Annotated in this window: 18 protein-coding genes, 2 tRNA genes and 1 other RNA gene; 7 read left to right on the top strand and 14 right to left on the bottom strand. The window is 38.0% G+C overall.

Features of this window, described 5'->3' with window-relative positions; genetic code table 11:
• Positions 1 to 147 precede the first annotated feature (147 nt).
• Positions 148 to 1,392 (bottom strand): ABC transporter permease, encoded by a 1,245-nt coding sequence (locus DUT68_RS00325; protein WP_198659518.1) that lies wholly within the window; start codon positions 1,390 to 1,392, stop codon positions 148 to 150.
• Between the two features lie 419 nt (positions 1,393 to 1,811).
• Here DUT68_RS00325 and queA point away from each other — a divergent pair, with 419 nt between their 5' ends.
• Both queA and DUT68_RS00315 read left to right on the top strand, forming a co-directional pair.
• A complete protein-coding gene (queA, locus tag DUT68_RS00320; RefSeq protein WP_113634716.1) occupies positions 1,812 to 2,861 on the top strand; it encodes a tRNA preQ1(34) S-adenosylmethionine ribosyltransferase-isomerase QueA in 1,050 nt (349 codons plus the stop codon).
• A gap of 114 nt (positions 2,862 to 2,975) precedes the next feature.
• Positions 2,976 to 3,653 carry a 2-C-methyl-D-erythritol 4-phosphate cytidylyltransferase gene (locus tag DUT68_RS00315; RefSeq protein WP_113634714.1) on the top strand — a complete coding sequence of 226 codons (678 nt, stop codon included), beginning with the start codon at positions 2,976 to 2,978 and terminating at the stop codon, positions 3,651 to 3,653.
• Positions 3,654 to 3,864: 211 nt separating this feature from the next.
• Here the strand turns inward: DUT68_RS00315 and DUT68_RS00310 are convergent, their stop codons facing one another.
• Together DUT68_RS00310 and gltB are read right to left on the bottom strand one after the other, a co-directional pair.
• On the bottom strand, positions 3,865 to 5,334 hold the full coding sequence (locus DUT68_RS00310) for a glutamate synthase subunit beta (RefSeq protein ID WP_113634712.1): 1,470 nt from the start codon (positions 5,332 to 5,334) through the stop codon (positions 3,865 to 3,867).
• A 1-nt stretch (position 5,335) separates the two neighbouring features.
• Positions 5,336 to 9,844: a glutamate synthase large subunit gene (gene gltB / locus DUT68_RS00305; protein ID WP_113634710.1), complete on the bottom strand. Its 4,509-nt coding sequence runs from the start codon at positions 9,842 to 9,844 to the stop codon at positions 5,336 to 5,338.
• A 334-nt stretch (positions 9,845 to 10,178) separates the two neighbouring features.
• Between gltB and ffs the strand changes: the two genes are divergently transcribed.
• Positions 10,179 to 10,278: signal recognition particle sRNA small type (ffs, locus tag DUT68_RS00300), an RNA gene on the top strand.
• A 90-nt stretch (positions 10,279 to 10,368) separates the two neighbouring features.
• Positions 10,369 to 11,028 carry a fructose-6-phosphate aldolase gene (gene fsa, locus DUT68_RS00295; protein WP_113634708.1) on the top strand — a complete coding sequence of 220 codons (660 nt, stop codon included), beginning with the start codon at positions 10,369 to 10,371 and terminating at the stop codon, positions 11,026 to 11,028.
• Positions 11,029 to 11,110: 82 nt separating this feature from the next.
• Here fsa and DUT68_RS00290 read toward each other — a convergent pair whose 3' ends face one another.
• Positions 11,111 to 11,341, bottom strand: a complete 231-nt coding sequence (locus DUT68_RS00290; protein WP_113634706.1) for a hypothetical protein — start codon at positions 11,339 to 11,341, stop codon at positions 11,111 to 11,113.
• A 204-nt stretch (positions 11,342 to 11,545) separates the two neighbouring features.
• Here DUT68_RS00290 and DUT68_RS00285 point away from each other — a divergent pair, with 204 nt between their 5' ends.
• From DUT68_RS00285 to DUT68_RS00275, 3 genes are all read left to right on the top strand, one after another.
• Positions 11,546 to 11,845, top strand: coding sequence for a DUF3817 domain-containing protein (locus DUT68_RS00285; protein ID WP_113634704.1), 300 nt, complete (start codon positions 11,546 to 11,548; stop codon positions 11,843 to 11,845).
• Between the two features lie 112 nt (positions 11,846 to 11,957).
• A tRNA-Leu gene (locus DUT68_RS00280) sits at positions 11,958 to 12,037 on the top strand.
• A gap of 664 nt (positions 12,038 to 12,701) precedes the next feature.
• Positions 12,702 to 12,774: transfer RNA gene (locus DUT68_RS00275), tRNA-Lys, on the top strand.
• 328 nt (positions 12,775 to 13,102) lie between these two features.
• Here DUT68_RS00275 and DUT68_RS00270 read toward each other — a convergent pair.
• The 10 genes from DUT68_RS00270 to DUT68_RS00225 all read right to left on the bottom strand — a co-directional run bounded on the left by DUT68_RS00270 (position 13,103) and on the right by DUT68_RS00225 (position 23,312).
• The gene (locus tag DUT68_RS00270; RefSeq protein ID WP_113634702.1) at positions 13,103 to 13,651 is read right to left on the bottom strand and encodes a Riean_0653 family protein; all 549 of its coding nucleotides are present in this window, start codon (positions 13,649 to 13,651) and stop codon (positions 13,103 to 13,105) included.
• Between the two features lie 466 nt (positions 13,652 to 14,117).
• Complete coding sequence (locus tag DUT68_RS00265) at positions 14,118 to 14,639, bottom strand: iron-sulfur cluster co-chaperone HscB C-terminal domain-containing protein (RefSeq protein ID WP_113635428.1); 522 nt, start codon at positions 14,637 to 14,639, stop codon at positions 14,118 to 14,120.
• Between the two features lie 64 nt (positions 14,640 to 14,703).
• Positions 14,704 to 16,104 (bottom strand): RIP metalloprotease RseP, encoded by a 1,401-nt coding sequence (rseP, locus tag DUT68_RS00260; RefSeq protein ID WP_113634700.1) that lies wholly within the window; start codon positions 16,102 to 16,104, stop codon positions 14,704 to 14,706.
• A gap of 43 nt (positions 16,105 to 16,147) precedes the next feature.
• Entirely contained in the window at positions 16,148 to 17,293 is a 1,146-nt protein-coding gene (locus DUT68_RS00255; RefSeq protein ID WP_113634698.1) for a 1-deoxy-D-xylulose-5-phosphate reductoisomerase, read from the bottom strand.
• A 49-nt stretch (positions 17,294 to 17,342) separates the two neighbouring features.
• Positions 17,343 to 18,845, bottom strand: a complete 1,503-nt coding sequence (locus DUT68_RS00250) for a GH3 auxin-responsive promoter family protein (RefSeq protein WP_113634696.1) — start codon at positions 18,843 to 18,845, stop codon at positions 17,343 to 17,345.
• 79 nt (positions 18,846 to 18,924) lie between these two features.
• Positions 18,925 to 19,815 carry a hypothetical protein gene (locus tag DUT68_RS00245; protein ID WP_113634694.1) on the bottom strand — a complete coding sequence of 297 codons (891 nt, stop codon included), beginning with the start codon at positions 19,813 to 19,815 and terminating at the stop codon, positions 18,925 to 18,927.
• Positions 19,816 to 19,959: 144 nt separating this feature from the next.
• Complete coding sequence (locus DUT68_RS00240; RefSeq protein WP_113634692.1) at positions 19,960 to 20,925, bottom strand: glycosyltransferase family 2 protein; 966 nt, start codon at positions 20,923 to 20,925, stop codon at positions 19,960 to 19,962.
• A gap of 11 nt (positions 20,926 to 20,936) precedes the next feature.
• Positions 20,937 to 21,887: a glycosyltransferase family 2 protein gene (locus DUT68_RS00235; RefSeq protein ID WP_113634690.1), complete on the bottom strand. Its 951-nt coding sequence runs from the start codon at positions 21,885 to 21,887 to the stop codon at positions 20,937 to 20,939.
• A gap of 169 nt (positions 21,888 to 22,056) precedes the next feature.
• Complete coding sequence (locus tag DUT68_RS00230) at positions 22,057 to 22,629, bottom strand: DUF4199 domain-containing protein (RefSeq protein ID WP_198659506.1); 573 nt, start codon at positions 22,627 to 22,629, stop codon at positions 22,057 to 22,059.
• Between the two features lie 8 nt (positions 22,630 to 22,637).
• On the bottom strand, positions 22,638 to 23,312 hold the full coding sequence (locus DUT68_RS00225) for a hypothetical protein (RefSeq protein WP_113634686.1): 675 nt from the start codon (positions 23,310 to 23,312) through the stop codon (positions 22,638 to 22,640).
• Positions 23,313 to 23,440: the final 128 nt, after the last annotated feature.

Here is a 23,440-nt window from a genome sequence, read left to right as displayed (position 1 = left end):
TTTTTTATTCGAAAAGCATAGCTAATGCTTCTATTTACAGCCAGCCGGGCTATCCGTTTTTAGTCCTCATTACGCTACGCTACATTGCGGGCTAACCACTTCTATCCCGTTTAATTACTCAGGCTTAGTTACCAAATTGGTAAAGTGCTAACTTCTAATGGCTTCTACCGGATCTAACCTTGACGCTGAAAAAGCAGGCCAAAAGCCAGAAATAATGCCAATAGCTACCGACACACCAACTCCCAACATCACATTGCTAAAATATAGCGCTGCTTTAAATTCGGTTAAGTTAGAAACTAGCAGCACACCTACATATACCAAAAATAAGCCACATAGCCCACCCATTAAACACAAGGCAATGGCTTCAAATATAAATTGAAATAAAATAAAGTAATTTTTAGCCCCTAAGGATTTTTGTATACCGATGATATTTGTCCTTTCTTTAACTGAAACGAACATAATATTGGCAATACCGAAACCGCCTACCAATATGGAAAACAAACCAATTACCCAACCACCTACGTTAATTGCCGAAAACATAATATCCAACTGATTAGAGAGCATAGTTGTTTTATTGAGGGAAAAATCATCTTCTTGTCCAGGGCTAATCCTTCTAATAGCCCGCATCTGCCCTTTTAGCTCACCTTCAACCTCTTCAAAACTGATATTTTCCTTACCCCTAACCGTTACTTGAGGGTTATAACGTTCACTACTTACATCAAAAATACCTCTTGCCAACGACATCGGAATCAGTACGTTCTTATCCTGCGACATGCCCAACATATCCTCACCTTCTTTCTTAAAAACACCTATCACCGTAACCCGCCTTCCCATTACTTTTACCTGTTTACCAATCGGATCTGCGCTACCAAACAGTCCCTCGGCTACTTCAGCACCCATAATACAAACCGGGCTCCCCGACTGGCTTTCGTTTTCCGTAAAGTACCTGCCCGAGGCAAACTCCAAATTCCAAGTTTTATCGTATTCAAAAGTTGCTGCATTTAAACTGATGCCCTCTACCGAGCTACTGCCGTACTTTACCGTACGATTGCTGGCTGAAATTTCAAAACAAACACCTTGTGCGGTTTCCATTCTTTCTTTTAGCGCTAAATAATCTCGGTAAGATGGTTCCGGACGGTTAATATATTTCCACCAAGGATAGCTATCGCCGAAAATCCAAGGCCATTTTTGTACAAATAAGGTGTTCGATCCTAGTTTATCTACGCTAGATTGGATTTGATTGCGCATAGTATCAACCGCCGTAAACACAGCTATGATAATGAAAATACCAATGGTAATTCCAAGTAAAGAAAGCGATGTACGCAATTTATTTTGGCGAAGCGCATCCCAGGCAAATCTGAAACTCTCTCCAATAAGTCTAAAAACTAGCAGCATAACGGTTAGACCAAATGTAATGAAAAAGGTTACAGCCTAGTTCAGTTAAAGTAAAAATTATTGAATCTCCGTTATTTCTAATAAGCCCGTTTTTTTTAAGCGTTTCGTCATTACTACGTTAGGTGTAAATCTATACTTTGGTAAGTACGGGAACAGATTCTTAAAATTTTAAGGACTGACAAAACGCAGATGATGCCCGATAACCGAAATTCAAAAAAATCATAACCATTTGCATGTAAGGATACCAATCTAAGCTAAGCGTAAAGTATTTTTTCTTTATTTATAACTACTATAAAACAATGCACAACTAAATGTAGTTACACTTACATATTCTTACATGTATTTGACTGACATTTAATTACCAAAACCAAATTTTATTTCATAAATTTGCGCCCTAATTTACTATATCCGAAAATATGAAGTTATCTCAATTCAAATTCAATTTACCTGATTCGCTACTAGCGAACGATCCTGCTGAAGAAAGAGACGAAGCTCGTTTAATGGTGGTTCACAAGGACACCGGCAAGATTGAACACAAAATCTTTAAAGATGTGTTGGGTTATTTTGATGATAAAGACGTAATGATACTTAACAACACTAAAGTTTTTCCAGCTCGTTTGTACGGCAATAAGGAAAAAACTGGTGCTACTATTGAAGTATTTTTATTACGTGAATTGAACAAAGAATTGCGTTTATGGGATGTGTTGGTTGATCCGGCTCGTAAAATCCGTGTTGGCAATAAACTTTACTTCGGTGATAATGACTTATTAGTTGCTGAAGTTGTAGATAACACCACCTCTCGTGGTCGTACCATTCGTTTCCTATTTGATGGAACTGATGAAGAATTCAGAAGAAATGTGGAAATTTTAGGTGAAACTCCACTTCCTAAATACATCAAGCGTAAAGCTACTGAAAAGGATAAAGAGCGTTACCAAACCATTTTTGCAAAACACGAAGGTGCTGTAGCAGCTCCTACTGCTGGTTTACACTTTAGTAGGGAATTAATGAAACGCCTAGAGCTAAAAGGTGTGGAGTTTGCGGAAGTTACCCTACACGTTGGCTTGGGCACTTTCCGCCCTGTTGAAGTGGAAGATTTAACTAAACACAAAATGGATTCTGAGCAATTCATTATTGAGCAAAAAGATGCTGATATTGTAAACAAAGGAATCGAAGATAAAAGAAAAATTTGCGCCGTTGGAACTACTTCAATGCGTGCTATTGAATCTGCAGTATCTGCAAACAAAACATTAAAGGCAGCTAACGATTGGACAAGTAAGTTCATCTTCCCTCCCTACGATTTTAGTATTGCAAACTCAATGATCACCAATTTCCACACACCAGAGTCTACTTTATTGATGATGGTATCAGCTTTTGGTGGTTACGAAAATATCATGAATGCATACGAAGTAGCCGTAAAAGAGAAATATCGTTTCTACAGCTACGGAGATGCGATGTTGATTATATAGTTTAGTAAACAAGTATTTAGTAGTTAGCGTGCTTTATTATACTAAAAAACGTAGAAATAAGTTATCATTATAACTGTTCTATTACTAAATACTATTAGCTAAATACTAATAATTATGAAATTTTACGCAATAATTGTCGCTGGTGGATCGGGTAAAAGGATGCAAACTGCGGTAGCCAAACAATTTTTATTGCTTAACGAAAAGCCTGTGATGATGCATACATTACAGGCTTTTCATTTTTCCGAAGTCCAGCCAGAAATTATCGTAGTACTTTCAAAAGACGATCACGACTATTGGAAGGAACTTTGTCAGAAATACAATTTCAATATTCCGCATACTTTAGTTGAAGGAGGAAAAGAGCGTTTTCACTCTGTAAGAAATGGCTTAATGTCCATCAAAGAAGATGGCGTGGTTGCCATACATGATGCTGTTAGGCCGGTAGTAAATACTAGCCTAATTACTTCGACATTCAAACACGCTTTAGAAGTTGGCAATGCCATCCCTGTGGTTAAACCAAGCGATTCTGTACGGGAAATTGAAGCTACTGGAAGTAAAATTTTAAACCGCGACAAGCTGGTGCTTATTCAAACACCGCAGACTTTCGATTTAGGACAGCTACGTATCGCCTATCAACAATCCTTCTCTCCTATTTTCACCGATGATGCCTCCGTAGTTGAAGCAGCCGGATTTCCCATCAACCTAGTGGAAGGAAACAGAAACAACATCAAAATCACTTTCCCAGAGGATTTGGAGTTGGCAAGTTTTTTAATGAAAAATAATATTCCTGGTTAAGGAATTTACAAGATATTTGTAAGTCTATCTCCCTTAAGCCGCAGAACCTCGGCTGCCGCAACTCCGGTACGAAAAATATACAAACTTTCAAAAGCACTTCTATCGTCCACGGGGAGAGATGCCGAAGGCAGAGAGGGGCGTAATTAATTCAAAAAAGGCCCAAACGAAATTCGTCTGGACCTTGGTTTGTAAAAGTATAAAAGCAAATTCTTTATGCGTATGCTACCGCATCTTTAGAAGGCAACTTGCTGAAACCCATCAGGTATTCGTCTACCTTTCTAGCGGTTTCTCTACCTTCGGATATAGCCCATACCACCAATGATTGTCCTCTACGCATATCGCCAGCGGCAAAAATTTTAGGTATGTTGGTTTGATACTGACCTTCGATAGCTTTGACATTACCTCTTTCATCTAAATCAACGCCTAACTTTTCGATTAAGCCCTGTTTTTGAGGATGCAAGAAACCCATAGCCAATAGCACCAACTCGCAAGGATATTCCTTTTCAGTTCCTTCAACTTCTTTGAAACCTAAAGGACGACCAGTAGCAGCATCAATATCCCATTCCACATTAACCACTTTCAATGCTTTTAAATTACCGTTTTCATCCTTGATAAACTCTTTGGTATTTACCGACCATGCTCTTTGCGCACCTTCCTCATGTGAAGTCGTCACTTTCAACAACATCGGATAACTTGGCCAAGGCATATGCGCAGTACGCATTTGAGGCGGCATAGGCATAATTTCAAATTGTGTAACTGATTTAGCCCCATGGCGATTGGAAGTACCGATACAATCGGAACCCGTATCACCACCACCAATTACAATAACGTTTTTATCTGTAGCCAAAATCTCTTCAACCTCCACTTTGCGACCACCAACACGTTTATTTTGCTGTTTTAGGAAATCCATTGCAAAATGAACACCTTTAGCTTCACGACCCGGCAAAGGTAAGTCACGAGGAATGGTAGAACCACCCGCAAGCACAATAGCCTGATAATCGCGTAGCAACGTACTTATTTCTACGTTTTCACCCACATTGGCATTACATTGAAAAGTAACGCCCTCTTCTTCCATTAATTTGATCCTTCTTTCCACTACATCTTTTTGTAGTTTAAAATCTGGAATACCATAACGTAGTAAGCCTCCTGGCACATCATCACGCTCAAAAACTACCACTTCGTGGCCAGCCTTGTTCAATTGTGCGGCAGCAGCCAGTCCAGCAGGCCCAGAACCTACCACAGCAACCTTTTTACCGGTACGAATTAGTGGTGCATCAGCTTTGATATAACCTTTTTCAAAAGCAATTTCAATGATATGCTTTTCAATTTCCTCAATAGAAACTGGAGACTTATTGATACCCAATACACACGCACTTTCACATGGCGCCGGGCAAATGCGTCCTGTAAACTCTGGAAAATTATTTGTACTCAGCAAAATCTCCGCTGCTTGCAACCATTTACCTTGGTAAACGGCATCATTAAATTCTGGAATTACATTACCCAATGGGCAACCCGACTGGCAAAAAGGCACTCCACAATCCATACAACGTCCTGATTGCTTATTCAACTCATCAGATGGCAACAAGGAAACAAATTCATCGTAATGTTTTAAACGCTCTTGAGGCGCTTGTTTTGAAGGCGAAACTCTTTCGTATTCAAAAAATCCTGTCACTTTTCCCATCTTAGTTAATTTTTACTTGTTGACGTTGTAATAAAACCGCTTTATATTCTCTAGGGAAAACCTTCACAAAATGTCTAGATTGATTTTCCCAATCACTTAAGATAAATTCTGCTACTTTACTATTGGTTAACCTCAAATGATTCTTCAACAAAGTGGTGATTCTTGACTCATCTTCGGCTTGCAGCGGATCTAAATCCACCATCTCCGGATTACATTTATTGGCAAAGGTTTTACTTGTATCGTAAATCCAAGCAATACCACCGCTCATTCCAGCTGCAAAATTGCTTCCAGTATCTCCCAACACCAATACTTCGCCGCCAGTCATGTACTCGCAGCCGTGGTCGCCCACACCTTCAACTACTGCTGTTGCTCCCGAATTACGTACCGCAAAACGCTCACCAGCCTTACCTCTCACATACAATTCGCCAGATGTTGCACCGTAAAGCGCTACGTTTCCAATCAATATATTTTGTTCCGGCACGTAGTTAATATTAGCGAATGGGTACACTACCAATTTTGCTCCCGAAAGTCCCTTACCAACATAGTCGTTACCTTCACCTTCCAAAGTAAGTGTTAAACCTTTAGTAGAAAATGCTCCAAAACTTTGTCCTGCTGAACCAAAACATTTGAAATTGATGGTATCCGGTGGCAATCCAGCACTTTTGTGTACTTTGGAAATTTCGTTAGAAAGCATCGTTCCAATCGATCTATCGGTGTTTTTCACGTTGAAGTTAGCGAAAACAGGTTCATTGTTCTGGATGGCAGGTTGTGCAGCTGCAATCAATTGATGATCCAACACTTTATCTAAACCATGATCTTGCGATTCAGTATTATATAATGGAAGTCCATTTGCTGGCTCTTTATATAAAATTGGCGATAAATCAACAAATTTCAACTTCCAATCTGCTTCAGCAAATTCTCTCACCTTTAGCAAATCAGACTGTCCAATCATCTCATTCACAGTTCTGAAACCTAATTCAGCCATTAATTCTCTTACTTCTTGAGCCAAGAAATAAAATAAATTAACTACGTGATCAGCTTCGCCAGTAAATAGTTTTCTCAAGTTAGGATCTTGAGTAGCTACACCTACAGGACAAGTATTCAAATGACATTTACGCATCATAATACATCCTGTAGTTACCAATGCAGCAGTAGCTACACCCCATTCTTCTGCGCCTAATAATGCTGCAATAACAATGTCTCTTCCTGTTTTTAACTGACCATCAGTTTGCAGTACTACCCTGCTTCTCAAACGATTTTTCACTAATGTTTGATGCGCTTCTGCCAAGCCTAGTTCCCAAGGCAAACCGGCGTGCTGTATAGAGGTAAGTGGCGAAGCGCCCGTACCACCATCATAACCCGATACTAAAATGACATCCGCATGCGCTTTAGCAACACCGGCTGCAATAGTTCCAACACCAGCTTTAGAAACCAACTTCACGTTAATTCTAGCAGCACGATTGGCATTTTTCAAATCGTAAATCAGCTGTGCTAAATCTTCGATAGAATAAATATCATGATGTGGTGGCGGCGAAATTAAACCAACACCTGGCGTAGAGTGACGAACTTTTGCAATCCAATCATCCACTTTGTGACCAGGCAGCTGACCGCCTTCCCCAGGTTTTGCACCTTGAGCCATCTTGATTTGCAGCTCGTCCGCATTGGTTAAATAATAACTGGTTACGCCAAAACGAGCAGAAGCAATCTGTTTAATTGCCGAACGCATTGAGTCGCCATTGGCTAAAGTTTGGTAACGAATTTCATCCTCACCACCTTCGCCAGTGTTACTTTTACCACCAATCCTATTCATCGCGATAGCTAACGTAGAGTGCGCCTCGTGAGATATTGATCCAAAAGACATCGCTCCCGTAGCAAAACGTCTCAAAATCTGCTCAATTGGCTCTACCTCGTCAATACTCACTGAAGGACGACTATAATTGAAATCAAATAGACCTCTTATAGTGTAAGCTTGGGTAGTTTGTTCGTTAACCAGCTTTGAGTACTTTTTAAATGTACCAAAATCATTTTTACGGGTTGCATTCTGTAGCAAATGGATGGTTTCTGGGTTAAACAAGTGTTTTTCCCCGCGTCTTCTCCATTTATAAGTACCACCAGCAGTTAAAATATGTTCGGTTTGTGTATGCTTTCCGAAAATACGATTATGCTTAATTAAAGCTTCTTGAGCAATTTCATCCAAGCCTAAGCCACCAATACGCGAAACTGCTCCTGTAAAGTAAGTATTCACTACTTGTTGGTTCAAACCAAGAATTTCGAAAATCTGTGCTCCATGGTACGACTGAAGTGTAGAAATCCCCATTTTAGAGAAGATCTTCAACAATCCATCTTTAACAGATTTGATGTAGTTATAGTTCAGCTTATCTTGCGTTAAACCACTCTCCTTTTGGAAAGTATTAATGGTTTCAAGCGCCAAATACGGATTTACCGCCGTTGCGCCAAAGCCAATTAAAGTAGCAAAATGATGCACTTCCCAAACATCGCCAGCTTCAATTACAATTCCTACCGCACCTCTGTAGCCTTTTCTAATTAAGTGGTGATGAACCGCAGAAACCGCCAATAAAGAAGGAATTGCAGCATGGGTAGAATCCAAAGCTCTATCACTCAAAATGATCACCTGAAAGCCGTCCTCTACAGCATCCACTGCATAACGGCACAAACGATCTAAAGCTTTTTGTAGTGAACCCGACTTACCATCAGCCCTAAAATACATCTGCAAAGTTTTCGATTGGAAAAGTCCCGTATCGATACTTCTTAGTTTTTCTAGCTCCGGATTGGTTAAAATTGGATGCGGTATACCCACACAATGGCACTGCATCTGATTCTCTTCCAATAAGTTGCCATTATTACCCATAAATCCAGCCAAGCTCATTACCACTCTTTCACGAATAGGATCAATTGGCGGGTTGGTTACCTGAGCAAACAACTGCTTGAAATAAGACGATAAGTGTTGAGGCTGTTTAGATAGCACCGCTAAAGGTGTATCAGTACCCATTGAACCAATAGCCTCTTTACCTTCAATAGCCATTGGCTTAATTAGTAAGTCGATATCTTCTCTGGTATAACCGAAAACTTGCTGATAATTAAATATCGATTCTTCTGATAAATTGGTAAACATCACCCTTGGTTCAGGCAATTCTTCCAATTTAATTTGATATTGATTGATCCAATCTGCATATGGTCGGCGACCGCAAATTTGTTTTTTAATCTCTTCATCACTAATGATGCGCCCCTGCTCCATGTCAACTACAAACATTTTACCAGGGGTTAGCCTACCCTTTTCAATCACGGTGCTTTGGTCAATCTCAACCGCTCCCGATTCAGATGCCATAATCACACGATCATCGCTAGTTAACGCATAACGCGAAGGACGGAGGCCATTTCTATCCAAGGTTGCTCCAATTAAGTTACCATCAGTAAATGCAATGGCGGCAGGACCATCCCATGGTTCCATTAACGAAGCGTGGAACTGATAGAACGCCCTTTTCAAAGGATCCATATCTTTATTTCCATCCCAAGCTTCAGGGATCAACATCATTAAAACATGCGGCAACGAGCGGCCTGCATGCAACAACAATTCAACTACATTATCTAAACATCCCGAATCTGACTGCGTTTCATCAATCACTGGCAAAATCATGTTCAACTCCTCCGGAGTAAAATATGGAGATGCAAATGATTTCACACTAGAGCGAAACCAGTTCAAATTTCCTTGTAACGTATTGATTTCACCATTGTGGGCAATATGCCTAAAAGGTTGCGCCAAACGCCAAGAAGGGAAGGTATTAGTGGCAAAACGAGAGTGCACCAAACCAAAGGCCGAAACCATCCGCTTATCGCTGAGCTCGGTATAGTAAGTGCGCACCTGCAAAGAAGTAAGCTGTCCTTTATACACAATGGTTCGCGACGAAAATGACGCTATGTAAAAATCCTGCTTGCTATCCTTAACAGCACTGTAAATAGTTTTCGTAACGTAGGTTTTTAGCACAAATAACTTACGTTCAAAATCAGCACCAGCCGCAACGTGATAAGGCCTTGAAACAAATACTTGTTCAATTTCAGGTTCTACCGATAAAGCCATCTGACCAATATCCGTGGTATCTACCTGAACTTTTCTGAAACCAAGCACCTCAAAGCCCAATTTTTCAGCTGTGCGATAAATAATTTCTCGACATTCCTCTCTAGCCCTAATTTCCTTAGGCATAAAAAGCATGCCTACGCCGTAGTCGCCATATGCTGGCAAACTAAAACCCGTACGTAAACATTCGTCAAATAAAAATTCGTGGGGAACCTGTATCATGATACCGGCACCATCTCCAGTATTAGGTTCAGCCCCACATGCGCCACGGTGATCCAAATTCTCCAAAATGGTCAGCGCATCTGAAATGTTCTGATGTGATTTTCTCCCTTTCACATGGGCAACAAAACCTATACCGCAAGCGTCGTGTTCAAAACTACTGCGATACAAACCCTGTTGTACATTTAAATTTTCCATTTATTAGTTGGTTGTAGTTAGTGTGTATTGAACACTAAGATACAAAAAAATAAGTAAAAATTACATAAATGATAAAATTTTTATCAAAAAAGTATATTATACGCAAAAATTAAATTTAAAATTATCAATATGATAAAAGAAAACGATACCAATTAAAATATTAGTAATTCAACACAGATATCATTTACGCGTTTAAATGATTTAAAACAACATTTCACAACAAACAGACAATATCCTACACAACACAACTAACTGACTTTAAACAACTTGAAAAAACTTTAAATTTTAGCTAATTTATATTTTGTAAAACCACTGCTTTTACTACCTTTGTGCCGGGCAAGTCTTTTACGACCAGCTCCCTTTGAACTCCCCCAGGTTGGGAACAAAGCAAGGGTAGAAGGTTGTAGCGGTGCGATAAAAGTTGCTTGCCCTTTTTTTCATTTCCTTTCAGGTTAGCATAATTATGGAAATGATAATTCTCGAATTTCCTCGAAACCTTTAACCAATTTATAGCATTATATAGCATGAAATTTTTTATTGATACTGCCAACTTAGATCAAATTAAGGAAGCACAAGATTTAGGCGTTTTAGACGGCGTTACCACCAACCCTAGCTTAATGGCTAAGGAAGGTATTACGGGTGATGAAAACGTAATCAATCACTACAAAGCAATTTGCGATATTGTTGATGACAACGTAAGCGCAGAAGTAATTTCTACTGATTACGAAGGTATAGTTAAGGAAGGTGAAGCTTTAGCAGCGCTTAATCCTAAAATCGTAGTGAAGGTACCAATGATTAAAGAAGGCCTTAAAGCCATTAAATATTTCAGCAGCAAAGGAATCAGAACCAATTGCACATTAATCTTCTCTCCTGCACAAGCATTGTTGGCAGCAAAAGCTGGAGCTACTTATGTTTCTCCATTCTTGGGAAGATTAGATGACATCTCTACTGACGGACTAACATTAATTGAAGACATTAGACTGATATTTGACAACTACGGCTTTGAAACTCAAATTTTAGCAGCTTCTATCCGTGGGCCATTACATATCGTTAACTGTGCTAAAATTGGCGCAGATGTAATTACAGCTCCATTAGCTGCTATTACCGGTTTGTTGAAGCACCCACTTACCGATAGTGGTTTAGCTACCTTCTTAGCAGATCATGCAAAAGCAGCGGGAAAATAACAAAGCAATAACTAAGCAATAACCAAAAAAAAGCCCTTAATTTAATGAATTAAGGGCTTTCCTATTTTATAAGCATATTTTTTTACTTGGCCTCGAAACCAGCTGCAAGCTCCTCCAATTGATCAGATGAAATTTGGCTAGGATCTCGGTATTGCTTTTCTAACCACTCTTGCGCTACCGCAATTTTACCGCTAGTGGTATCAATAAAACAGATACCATTCTCTATGGTGCTAGAAATGTACCTACCTACTTTACGGTTGATATATGAAACTCGTAGCACTAACTCATGAAAAATAAATACTGGATAGTTCATAAGTTAAAATTAGAAATCCAATGTTAACTTAATGTTAACGAAACATCAATAAAAAGTTACGCAACAAAGCTCTGGAACAATGAGGTTAATCATTAAAACTTATTTGCGACAAAACAGCTACAGTTGCTCTATTGTCAAAATAAAACTCAACTTCGTCTAAGCAACCGATAGATGGTACATTTGCCCAAAATTTAAGTTAATTCTATGTCATCACTACACCTTTTCAGAAAAGTTGCCCTGGCCGAGGGCATTTCCTACATTGTATTACTTTTAATAGCTATGCCGCTTAAATATTTTGCCGACCTGCCGTTAGCTGTGAAATATGTTGGATGGGCTCATGGGCTTTTATTTGTGCTTTACATTGCTTTTTTGTTAATGGCTTGGCAAGAACGAAAATGGAGCTTTTGGAAAGTAGTAGTTTTATTTATAGCCTCCTTATTACCTTTTGTACCGTTTTACGTAGAAAAGAAATTAAAACAAGAGGAAAACTTAAAAATTAATTAGCTGACTGTCTGCAACAAAGCTACGGCAAGTAAAAATATTTCATAATAGTTTAAATAAAACTTGTGTAATCTGAAGTCTTTTTATAGATTTGCGCTCCCGCTTATAAGCAAATGCCCAGGTGGCGGAATTGGTAGACGCGCTAGTCTCAAACACTAGTGGGAGACCGTGCCGGTTCGATCCCGGCCCTGGGTACGACCCCAAGAAATTGGGAGAAAAATTAAAGTAAAAATGGCCATTCTGCAACAGTTTGGTCATTTTTTTTTCAATTGGTAATCATGGTTTGTTTAAACATTAATCAACTGTTTTGTTTTTTAACATTACACCCATCATTAGTTACTCCGCTAAATTTCTGGCTAATATCAAAAAACGCTTACTCACGTCATTTAACAACCTTAGTACACATCGCTAAGCGAAATATGTAAAAGCTAGCTGCCGGCAACGAAATATAGGTTCTCAGTGATATAGGCCACAGGAATTTAGTTACAACTTTTTCAAGGATATAGCTAATATGTTATAACAAACTAAATCAACTCATTCCTGTCTGTCAAAATTTAATAAGTGAACAGAGATGCGCTTATAGGAAAAAAAGGAAGCCAATCAAGGCTATAGCACTATATCGCAATCTTGTTAGGTTTATGATGTACTTAGATAGCGTAACGGTTAAATTAAGCCGGTATTTTGTAGAATCGAATGTAAACAACCAAGTCAAAAAATGAAAATATTAACTAACGTTTTTTATTTGATAAATCTTCAAGTTGTAAATCAAGCAAATACAAAAAAAATGAAATTATTTAACAAAATAGCTTGTAAGTAATCACAACTATTTCTATATTTGCACCTCCTTAGAACAAAGGAAGATTCCGTAGCTCAGCTGGTAGAGCATTACACTTTTAATGTAGTGGTCCTGGGTTCGAATCCCAGCGGGATCACAGATCAAAATTTAAGCGCATCAACCGATGCGCTTTTTTTATTCTTCATTCGCTAAATCCAAAAGGATAAGTAGATATAATCTAATCTAGACTGTTTAATACGCATCCTTCCACAGTAGGTTGTGTGGAAATATCGATCCATCTACGTCTTTGACTTTCCTTCTGACCTTAAAAACCAAACATTTGGCAATTTTCAAGAAAAAAATTATAGGCTCGTAATATCTTCCATCACTTGAGCTTATTTCAAATCAAAAAATCTTTACAAAGACGTTAACCACTATTTTAATGTCAATTAGTGCTTTTATCCGTAAAGGCACTAAAGTAAATGTCAATCGCCTCTGTAGATGACATCAAATCTTCCCTTTGTTACTGTTATAATCTCATCTCCTCCTTTTTTCTTTGCAGAAAATGAGAATTCGCCTGCAACGATCTTTTTATCTGGATCATATTTAGTGATTATCAGCTCAGAACCTGGTTGAATATTATAAATCAAATCCTTATTTGGGTCGATACTTTGGACAAAAATTAGCTCAGCGCCAAGTATAGTTTCAATACTGTACTTTCCAACACCGTTGAAATTATCTGCAAAAATTGTAATTACGTCAAGTCTTGGATTATAGCTTGCTCCGGCACGCTCCACTCTCATCTCACAATATTTGCCTCGAACCGTAATGTAAGCGTCTATATTATTTTTAGGTTTTTCACTGTTAAAAACCCAAAGTGCATCTCCATACATAAATCCAAAGGTATTCGCACCTACCTGTGTAACTGGTGGTAGCACGGGGTCAGGCTCAATGTAGGAAATTTTCCTGCAACCGGAATTTGCGATGATAAGTAAGATAAATGATAAAAAAAGGATATTTTTAAAAGCGTTCATAATTTAAGGAGTTTACTAACTTAAATAGATATTAACAAAATAATCTTCTGGACAAGTTACTATTTTAAGGTTAACTATAATTCCAAGATTCTAATATTTTTTATCCTCAGCAGGCATCACAGCAAAAATTGAATGGACTGATAAAACATCTTAAAAAATGAAGTTATTACCTACGCTTCTGAACGCTTACCGATGCGTCATTTGCTGCTAAAAGCTATCTTTTTCAGTCCAAAGGCTAAAAATATTTATTTTAATTATTAGTTTCCTTTAAAATGTTTAATATCTCAAATCAGCCAACAAAATGTTCGAGTTTTGTATGGGAGGATTCACAAAAAGCTTCGAAGCAATTCGAAGCTTTTTTGTTTTGTACGATGATCAATTGTATTCGTAGCTAACAAGCAGGAAAAATCAATCGCCAGCTACGTGAGCAACCTCCAGTAAATAAAAATAAGATGGAATGGGGCAATTAAAGCTTGGCTAAGCTATCTTTAATTCGTTGGATATACTTATTCCTATAATAGATATCTTTGATCTTCTGCAGGTGTATTTGTTGCTCAGATTCATTTAGTTGATCGAAAGCTTTTGTGTTACTTTCCAAATCATGATGCAGCGCTTCCTCTATTTCAGCCAAATTAGCTTGAATAAGTTTTTGTTTTTCGGGATCAGGATCAAATTGAAGGTCCATAATAGCTTCATTCACATCCATCATATCCATTAAAAAAGACTGTGGTAAGGCATAATTCTCTCCCTCACTAATTACACCTTTCAATTCTAGCACATACTGCAGTACCTTTTGCTGGTTTTTAAGCACTTGAAAAGCCTTATTGTTTAGTGTCGATAATTCTAACACTTCCTCTTGTTTTTCAGCGCTTTCGTTGATGTAAAAATCTGGATGATACTTTTTGCTAAGGGCATAGAATTGCTGCTTCACCAACTGTTGATCAGGATGAAATGAAATAGGCAAGCTATATAGTTCGAAGTAATTCATTTTAACGGGTATCAGGTACAAGGGATTAGGAATTAGGACTAAAACCTTATTCCTAATTCCTAATTTATATTCCAAATTTTTTCAAGATATCGTTACCAAATGCAAATACCATTAAGCACAATAAGATCACAAAACCGACAATTTGAGCTCGTTCCATAAATTTATCGCTCAGTGGTTTACCTTTAATCATTTCAATAATTAAAAACACTACGTGACCACCATCTAGGGCAGGAATTGGCAATAAATTCATAAATGCCAGTGCCATAGAAATCAGACCTGTCAATCCCCAGAATCTTTCCCAATCGAATTCACTTCCGTATGCTCCGGCAATACCAATTGGACTGCTGATATTACGAGCACTTAATTTACCCGTAATCATTTTCCAAATGCCCTTCGCATTATCGGTAAATGAGGTCCAACCTTTATCCATGCCTACCGAAAAAGCTTCAAAAAAACCATAATTAATGGTAACCATTGCTGGCTTAACCGGCGGAATATTAATTGCTAAAACACCATCTTTAGATACTTTTGGCGTAAGCGTAAGCTGTTCAGCACCTCGTAGCACAACCACAGCAATTTTCTTACCCGGATTGGCCGATACTTCAGTAGTTATTTGATCGTGGAATTTAGCCGGCTTACCATTTACTGATAAGATACTATCTCCTTTTTTAAAGCCTGCATCAAAAGCTGGGGTTTCCACTACAACTGGTTTTGGCTTAACGAATAATGCCTTTAATTTATCAAGAATACTAGGCTTAGGCGTTAAATCCTTTGGTGTAATTACCGAATCTATTTTTTTAGCAACCAGCCTTGGACCTATGAAGGCCTTCATTTTGTACTTGCTAATACTATCCAAAACTGATTCTGGAACACGCAAATCTTTGGTTTCGCCGTTGCGAGAAATTGTTAATTTGGTGTTGTTCAGAAGCACTTTTGAACTCATGATTTCATCAAGATAAATCAACTTCTGACCATTTACAGCCAAAATCTTGTCGCCAGGCTGCAAGCCCATCTGCTTACCAACAATTCCAGGACTGATACCATAGGCTAATTTATCGTTTGGAATAAACGTATCGCCATATTTGAAGGCCATCATCCAAAAAATAAAAATACCTACAATTATATTAACGATGATACCACCTAACATCACAATTAAGCGTTGCCAAGCTGGCTTAGAACGGAATTCCCAAGGCTGAGCAGGAGCTGCCATTTGTTCGGTATCCATGGATTCGTCAATCATTCCCGAAATTTTAACATAGCCTCCCAACGGTAACCAGCCTACGCCATATTCGGTATCTCCTACCTTGAAACTAAACAACTTGAATCCCCAAGCGTCAAAAAACAGATAAAACTTTTCTACTTTAATTCCAAATGCCCTAGCGGCTAAAAAGTGTCCTAATTCGTGTAATATTACTAGTATCGATAATCCCAGCAAGAGCTGGCCCGCCATAATCAGTCCGTCCATATGTTAATGTCGTATATTTCTATTTTTTTAGATGTTTCTTTATCTATTTTGTTACTAATTGTTGTGCTAGCGCCCTAGCATTGATATCACATTCAATATAATCGGTCAAAGTTGGAGTAGTCACAAATTTCGACTCTTCCATGCACTGTTCAATTACGTCGCTCATCTCCAAAAAACCAATTTTATCCTTTAAAAAGGCTTCTACCACAATTTCATTTGCGGCGTTTATGATACAAGGCATGTTACCACCTTTGACCATTGCGCTGTAAGCAAGCTCAAGGTTACGAAAAGTTTTTGTATCTGCCGAGGAAAATGTTAATTCTGGATACTTCAAAAAGCTAAAACGTTCAAAATCTGATTTTAATCTGTTAGGGTAAGCTAAGGCATAATGGATAGGCAATTTCATATCCGGCAAACCCATTTGGGCCTTAATTGAACCATCAGCGAACTGCACCATCGAATGGATAATGGATTGAGGATGCACTACAACTTCAATCTGCTCAGGCTGTAAATCAAATAACCATTTGGCCTCAATAGCCTCCAAACCTTTATTCATTAAAGATGCCGAATCAATAGTGATTTTAGCACCCATTACCCAATTTGGATGCTTTAATGCTTCATTTTTGCTAACACCAGCCAAGAAATCCCTGTCCTTTCCTCTAAACGGACCACCCGAAGCGGTCAATAAAATCTTCTCGATTTCATTTTGTTCTTCGCCAACCAGGCATTGAAAAATTGCGGAATGCTCAGAATCTACAGGAATGATTTTAACCCCATGTTCCTTCGCCAAACTCATTACTAATTCACCGGCAACTACCAAGGTTTCTTTATTGGCAAGGCCGATATCTTTTTTTGCTTGAATAGCAGCAATAGTGGGTTTTAAACCTACGGAGCCAACCACAGCTGTCAGTACAATTTGCGTTTTCGGTAGTTGTACTGCATCAATTAAAGCAGCTTCACCAGCAAGCACCTTTACTTTTGGCAATGCCGATTTTACCTTTTGATATTGTGTTTCATCACAAATTACTACCAATTCTGGATGAAACTCCAGTGCTTGCTGAATTAGCAAATCTGCATTGCGCTGAGCAGTTAACGCATCAACCTTGTACAAATTTGGATTTGCCCGAACTACCTCCAGCGCTTGCGTACCAATTGAACCTGTTGAACCTAATATGGATATATGTTTCAAAATTTATTTTTAAATATGAAAATTGTCAAAGTATTATATTGATAGATGTTTATGCATTCATATATTTTTCTAATCCATCCGCTATCTTCCTATCATTACTTAGTCTTGGAACCTTATTTTGGCCTCCTAATTTACCCTGTGTCTTCATGTAGTTCACAAATGCGTCTTTTTCAAGGGCTGTAATTTTTAATGACTGTAGGATATTTCCCTTAATCAAATCAAAATAATAGATGTTTTTTTGCTGTAATGCTTCATCCACTTTTAAAGCAAACGAAGTTAAGTTAGCAGGCTCTTTTGCAAACTCAATAAACCATTCGTGAAACGGCAATTCACCTGCTGGCGGATTAACCTGTGGCGCAACTGTAAACTCAGTGATTTCAACACCTTCAGAATTTGCCACCGACAACAATGCCTGTTCTACTTCCTCTCCTATCACATGCTCTCCAAAAGCGGAGATGAAATGCTTTATTCGTCCGGTAACGACAATTTTGTATGGATTTAACGATACAAACTTTACGGTATCACCTATGCTGTAACCCCATAAACCTGCATTGGTATTCAAAATCAAAGCATAATTTTTATCCAGTTGCACTTCTGCTAAACTTAAGCGAGTAGGATGTTCATTATAAAACTCCTCAGTTGGAACAAATTCGTAAAACATTCCAGCATTGGCAAGTAAAAGCAATCCTTTTTCTGTCTGACTGTCTTGATAAGCGATAAATCCTTCCGAAGCGGGGTAAGTTTCAATGGCATCAACACGCTTACCAATACTCGCTTCAATTTTCGCCCGATATGGCTCAAAATTTACACCACCGTAAACAAATAACTGAAAATTCTTGAAAATTTCCTTGATCTGCTTACCACCAGATTTCTCCGTGAGTTTATCAAAGTACATTTGCACCCAGGGCGGAATTCCCGAAATCAAACGCATATCCTCATTTATCGTTTCCGCCACAATAGCATCCACCTTCTCTTCCCAATCTTCAATACAATTGGTTTGATAACTTGGCATGCGATTTTTTTGCAGATATGCTGGCACCAAATGCGCTACAATTCCAGAAAGCCTACCTACTTTGATGCCGTTTTTTTCACTCAGTATGGGACTTCCTTGCAAAAAAATCACCTTACCATCAACAAAACTAGCATTACCAGTTTCATGGATATAAGTTAACAAAGCATTTCGAGCTGCTTTAATATGTTCCGGCATCGACTCTTTTGAAATGGGAATATATTTAACACCAGAAGTTGTACCCGAGGTTTTCGCTAAGTAAGCAGGCTTATTCTTCCACAAAATATCTTTCTCGCCAGCTACAACCCTATCAATGTACGGCCGCAAATCTTCATAGTCCCTAATTGGAACATTTGCTTTAAAATCTTGATAGTTTTTGATAGCTCCAAAATGGTGTTCCTTTCCAAAAACCGTATTTGCCGCTTCTTTAACTAAATTTCTCAACGTATCTTCCTGCGCCGCTACCGCATCAAACTTCCATTTGTTGATACCTTTAACAACTACCGATGCGAATATTTTACTTAAGAAAGATTTTAAAGCCATATACCTTTAACCTTTAATGAGGCGCTTTGTTTATCGTTGGGATTGATGTGAAATGATTTATCGTGGAGAAGAACTCTAATTAAACGATGTTATGGATAATGTCCGGATGTTCGTCTCCTTTGTAATCGCTCATGATTTTACGATAGGCCACCGCCAAAAATGCTGTAGTAAACGGCACCATTACGAACGAAGTGAACACCACCACAATTAGCGAAGAATATTGCTGAAAAAACTCTAAATCCCAGAAAAAACCAATTACCCTAAAAATCAACCAAAATCCGAAACTGAACAGGAAGAAAACGATTGCCTGGAGAATTACTTGAGCAAAAAGAAAAAACACCAATTTCATAAAGTTACCTTTTGTAACTGCCATACTCAACTTGATACTTTCAAATGCTGATGTCCCTTTATCAATGATAAAAAATGGGAAAAAGATAATTTTTAGGAACGCTAAAAACACAGTTAAAGCGGTTATATTAACAGCTACCTGCACAATAATAGCCCCAGTTAGTCCGTAGCTGGTAATCATGTGTTGCGCCACCATGTACTTAAATAACGAATCCAATAAATACAGTAGGAAATACAATATTGGCACGATAAATAACATTGAAACCAATATTGCAATGCCAAAATATAATGTTGCAAGTAAGAATTTAAAAACCTCTGAACGTGTAGGCAAAGTTTCCACAATCAGAATATCAGCATCGCCTTTATCCAGCAGCCTTAAAATGTATTTGATTAAGCCAAGTTCGATTACACAATAACAGAAGATGAAAATGGTAAGCATGATGATTTTAATGCCTACATTAACCTCTTCCATAAAAAATGCCATGAATGTTGAGGTTGAAGCGGTGATGAAAATCAGAAAACATAAGGTGGCTATAGAAAAGTAATTTTCTTTTGTGACCGTCCATGCTTGCGTAACCACATCTTTAACTGCAAACGTACTTTCTTTTAAATAATTGATCATCTTTTATTGTTCATTAGTTCAATGGTTCACTTGTTCAATAGTTCATTAATTCAATAGCTCATTAGTTCATTAGTTCAATGGGCCATTAGTACATTCCTTAGAAGGCAAATGCTCAATGAAAATCAACTTTTTACTTTTGAATTTTTACTTTCCAAACACTACCCTTTTCACAAAATCTTGTATAAAACCTAGGCCATAAGCGGTAAGCTGTATAAATGAAGCCACTACACTCAAAAATGCAATTTTTATTGATTTGTTGCTTTGCCAAGCGTGAAAAAATATCAACAAAAAGTACAACAATACAAAGAAATTACAAACGTAAGCTAAGGGCCTGTAAAACATGTTGCAAAGCAGTGTAAAGCCTAAGCCTAAAGTAAAGATTGCCGGAAAAAAATGGACTGCTTTTAACTCGGCAGGAAAATGTTTGTAAATATTGATACGTGCCCTACCAAAAAAGTGTAATTGTTTATAAAACTGTTTAAAGCTAGTGCGGCGCTTGTGATACACTTTAGCATCCGGAATTAAGCCTATTTTGAAGCCATTTTCGTGAATACGAATGCTATATTCAATATCCTCACCTAAACGAGTTAAAATAAAACCACCTACTTTTTCGTAAACTTCTCTGGAAACACCCATGTTAAAACTGCGTGGATGAAACTGTCCGATATGTTTTTTATTACCTCTTATACCACCTGTTGTGAATGGAGAGGTCATGGCGTAACTGATTGCCTTTTGTATGGGCGTGAAACTTTCATGTGCCGCATCTGGTCCGCCAAAAGCATCCAATTGGTGTTCAAAAAGATAGTTCTTCACGATTTCCAAGTAGTTAGATGGCACTAAAATATCTGAATCGTAAATAATGAAATAATCGCCTTTGGCACGCTCAAAACCAAAGTTTCTAGAAAAGCCCTGACCGGAATTTTCCTTAAAAAAATACTTGATATCCAGCTTATTGCTGAAACTTTCAACAATATCCTTTGCATTATGCACCGAACCATCCTCGATAACAAGCACCTCAAACTGCATGTAAGTTTGCTTGCACAAAGTGGATAGCAGTTCCTTAATTTCTTGCGGACGATTGTAAAGTGGTATGATAATGGAGAAAAACATTAACCAATTAGCTAATTAATTTCTTTTTCAATTAAATACTGATTTCTTTCTGGTGCGTTACGTCCTACCAGCTCGGCAACAAAACCGGCCAAAAACATTTGCGACCCAACAATGATGGCCACCAAAGCCAAATAAAACAGCGGTTGATCAGTTGAGTTGCGATAAGGTAAATCGTTCCAAATATGTATTTGCTTTTCTACCATAATGTAAATGGCCATGATAATTCCTAAGAAGAAACTAAGTACACCAAGCGAGCCAAAAAAGTGCATTGGACGCTTGCCAAATTTCCCTACAAAGAAAATAGACATCAAATCCAAAAAACCATTGATAAACCTGCTCAAGCCAAATTTAGTTACACCGTATTTACGAGCCCTATGTTCAACCACCTGCTCTCCTATTTTCGTAAAACCAGCCCATTTGGCCAATACTGGAATATAACGGTGCATTTCGCCGTAAACTTCGATGGTTTTAACTACATCGTGTCGGTATGATTTTAGCCCGCAATTAAAGTCATTTAACTGTATACCGCTCATTTTACGAGTGGCGGCGTTAAATAATTTAGTTGGAATGGTCTTAGTAATTGGATCGTAGCGTTTCTTTTTCCAGCCGGAGACGACATCGTAGCCTTCTTCTTTAATTCTGCGGTAAAGCGCCGGAATTTCATCAGGACTGTCCTGCAAATCGGCATCCATGGTAATTACTACATCACCCTGTGCAGCAGCAAAACCAACATTTAGCGCAGCGGATTTACCATAGTTTCGCCTAAATTTAATTGCTCGTATGCTCGGAAATTGTTCTTTTAGGCTGGTAATTACTTTCCAAGATTGGTCGGTACTTCCATCATCAATAAAAATTGCCTCGTAAGAAAACTGGTGATTTTGCATCACGCTATCTATCCAAGTAATCAACTCGGGCAGCGATTCGTCTTCATTATATAGCGGTACTACAATTGATATATCCATTCTTAAGTATTGAGTGTAGCTTATGGCATATTGAGACCAATCTCAAAATAGCTCGCCATAAAAAAACAACGTGCAAATTTCATCAATTATATTGAGAAAATTGCACGTTTCATATTTATTTTAAAGGGTACGATTTGCTTGATTTGAATTTGACAAAAAGTACTTACGACTATCCAAAATTTGGATCTTTCTGATTTGCGAAAGGGTTTGGATTTTCTTTTTTCACAATAGCAGCACTAATCAAGCTAATAATTAAGCCGGAAATCGTAAACGTAACAGCTAAACCAAAAACCATGAACAAAATAATATACTTACTCATCATTTCAACACCTTTCAACTTCTGTGGATCATCTCCAGCATTTTGAATTGCTGCATCAATAACCGCAGTCATCGAACTAGGACTAAGAACCTTATAGTAAAGAACAGTCAATAAAGCAATGAATAATCCAGCATATGCAGCCAATTTGAAACCAGCTGAAAAAGCTCTTTTAAAAGAAATAAATCCACCTAGGTCAGCTTTATGTTTAATTTGAACGTAATAAATTACTCCTATAAAAGGGACATAAGTTAAAGCTGTGGAAAGCATTTTTATACCTACAGAGGCGGTTTCGTATTTCGCACCGCCCAAACCCATTAGCTCGGAGACATAAATCATTGCCATGTTATAAAAGGCGAATAACAAAGCCAATTGAAAAGCTAACACATTCGGCTTTTTTTGCTCCTCAGTTAATTGTTGTTCCATACTCATGATTACCTATTTTGATTAAAACTAGTGATTAGACTGTATAAAGACGCATCAAAAGCTTTATTGTTACTATAACGCTCCAAATCTTTATAAACAGCATCATTAGCTTGTGGCTGATGGAAGAAAGCCATAAACGGCACAAACATATCTTGCATTTCTTCACCTAAATCCAAAATTTTTGAATTTTCGCAAATTTCCTGCACACTAGTTTCTACCAACTGTTGGTTACTGATCAAATCTTCGTAAATATGAAATTCGTCCTGGAACTCATCTTCTTCCACCAATAAGAACTCTTTTAGGAAGTCTTCTAAGCTAGGCTTAATTTGCTCGTCGTGACATTCGTTAATGTACAAAAGCAAATTCAGCAGCTCCGTGCCCCTGTCAATGGTTTCGTCTTCTATCTTTTCCCATTCTTTCGATTCTAGATAATCCTCTTCTAGTTTGTTTACATCACTAGTGAAGAAATTAATCATCAGCAAATCGAAAAATACTTCTCTCAACTCTTCGAATTTCGGAAATTCATCGAAAACAGCGTCAAATTTCTCTGCCTTAGACATGAAGTCGGTATCTGTTTCGAAGACAGCAATTAATTGATGCGTAAGTTCAACGCTTGCTGCTTTTTGCACTTCGCCGAATTTAGCCAGCGCTGCAGTTATTGTTTTTTTTACTGTGTTGTTCATGTATTTCAAATATTTTCGTCGTTACCAAGCGTGAAGCATTTTTTCCATTCCTACGTTTGGAGGAATTTGTCTTCTCACATCAATCTAAATAATTAGTTGGAGATTGCTTCTCCGAACTATCCGAGCAA

The sequence above is a fragment of the Pedobacter zeaxanthinifaciens genome (assembly GCF_003313335.1).
GTDB classification, from domain to species: domain Bacteria; phylum Bacteroidota; class Bacteroidia; order Sphingobacteriales; family Sphingobacteriaceae; genus Pedobacter; species Pedobacter zeaxanthinifaciens.
This window is presented reverse-complemented; position numbering and strand designations above follow the sequence as displayed.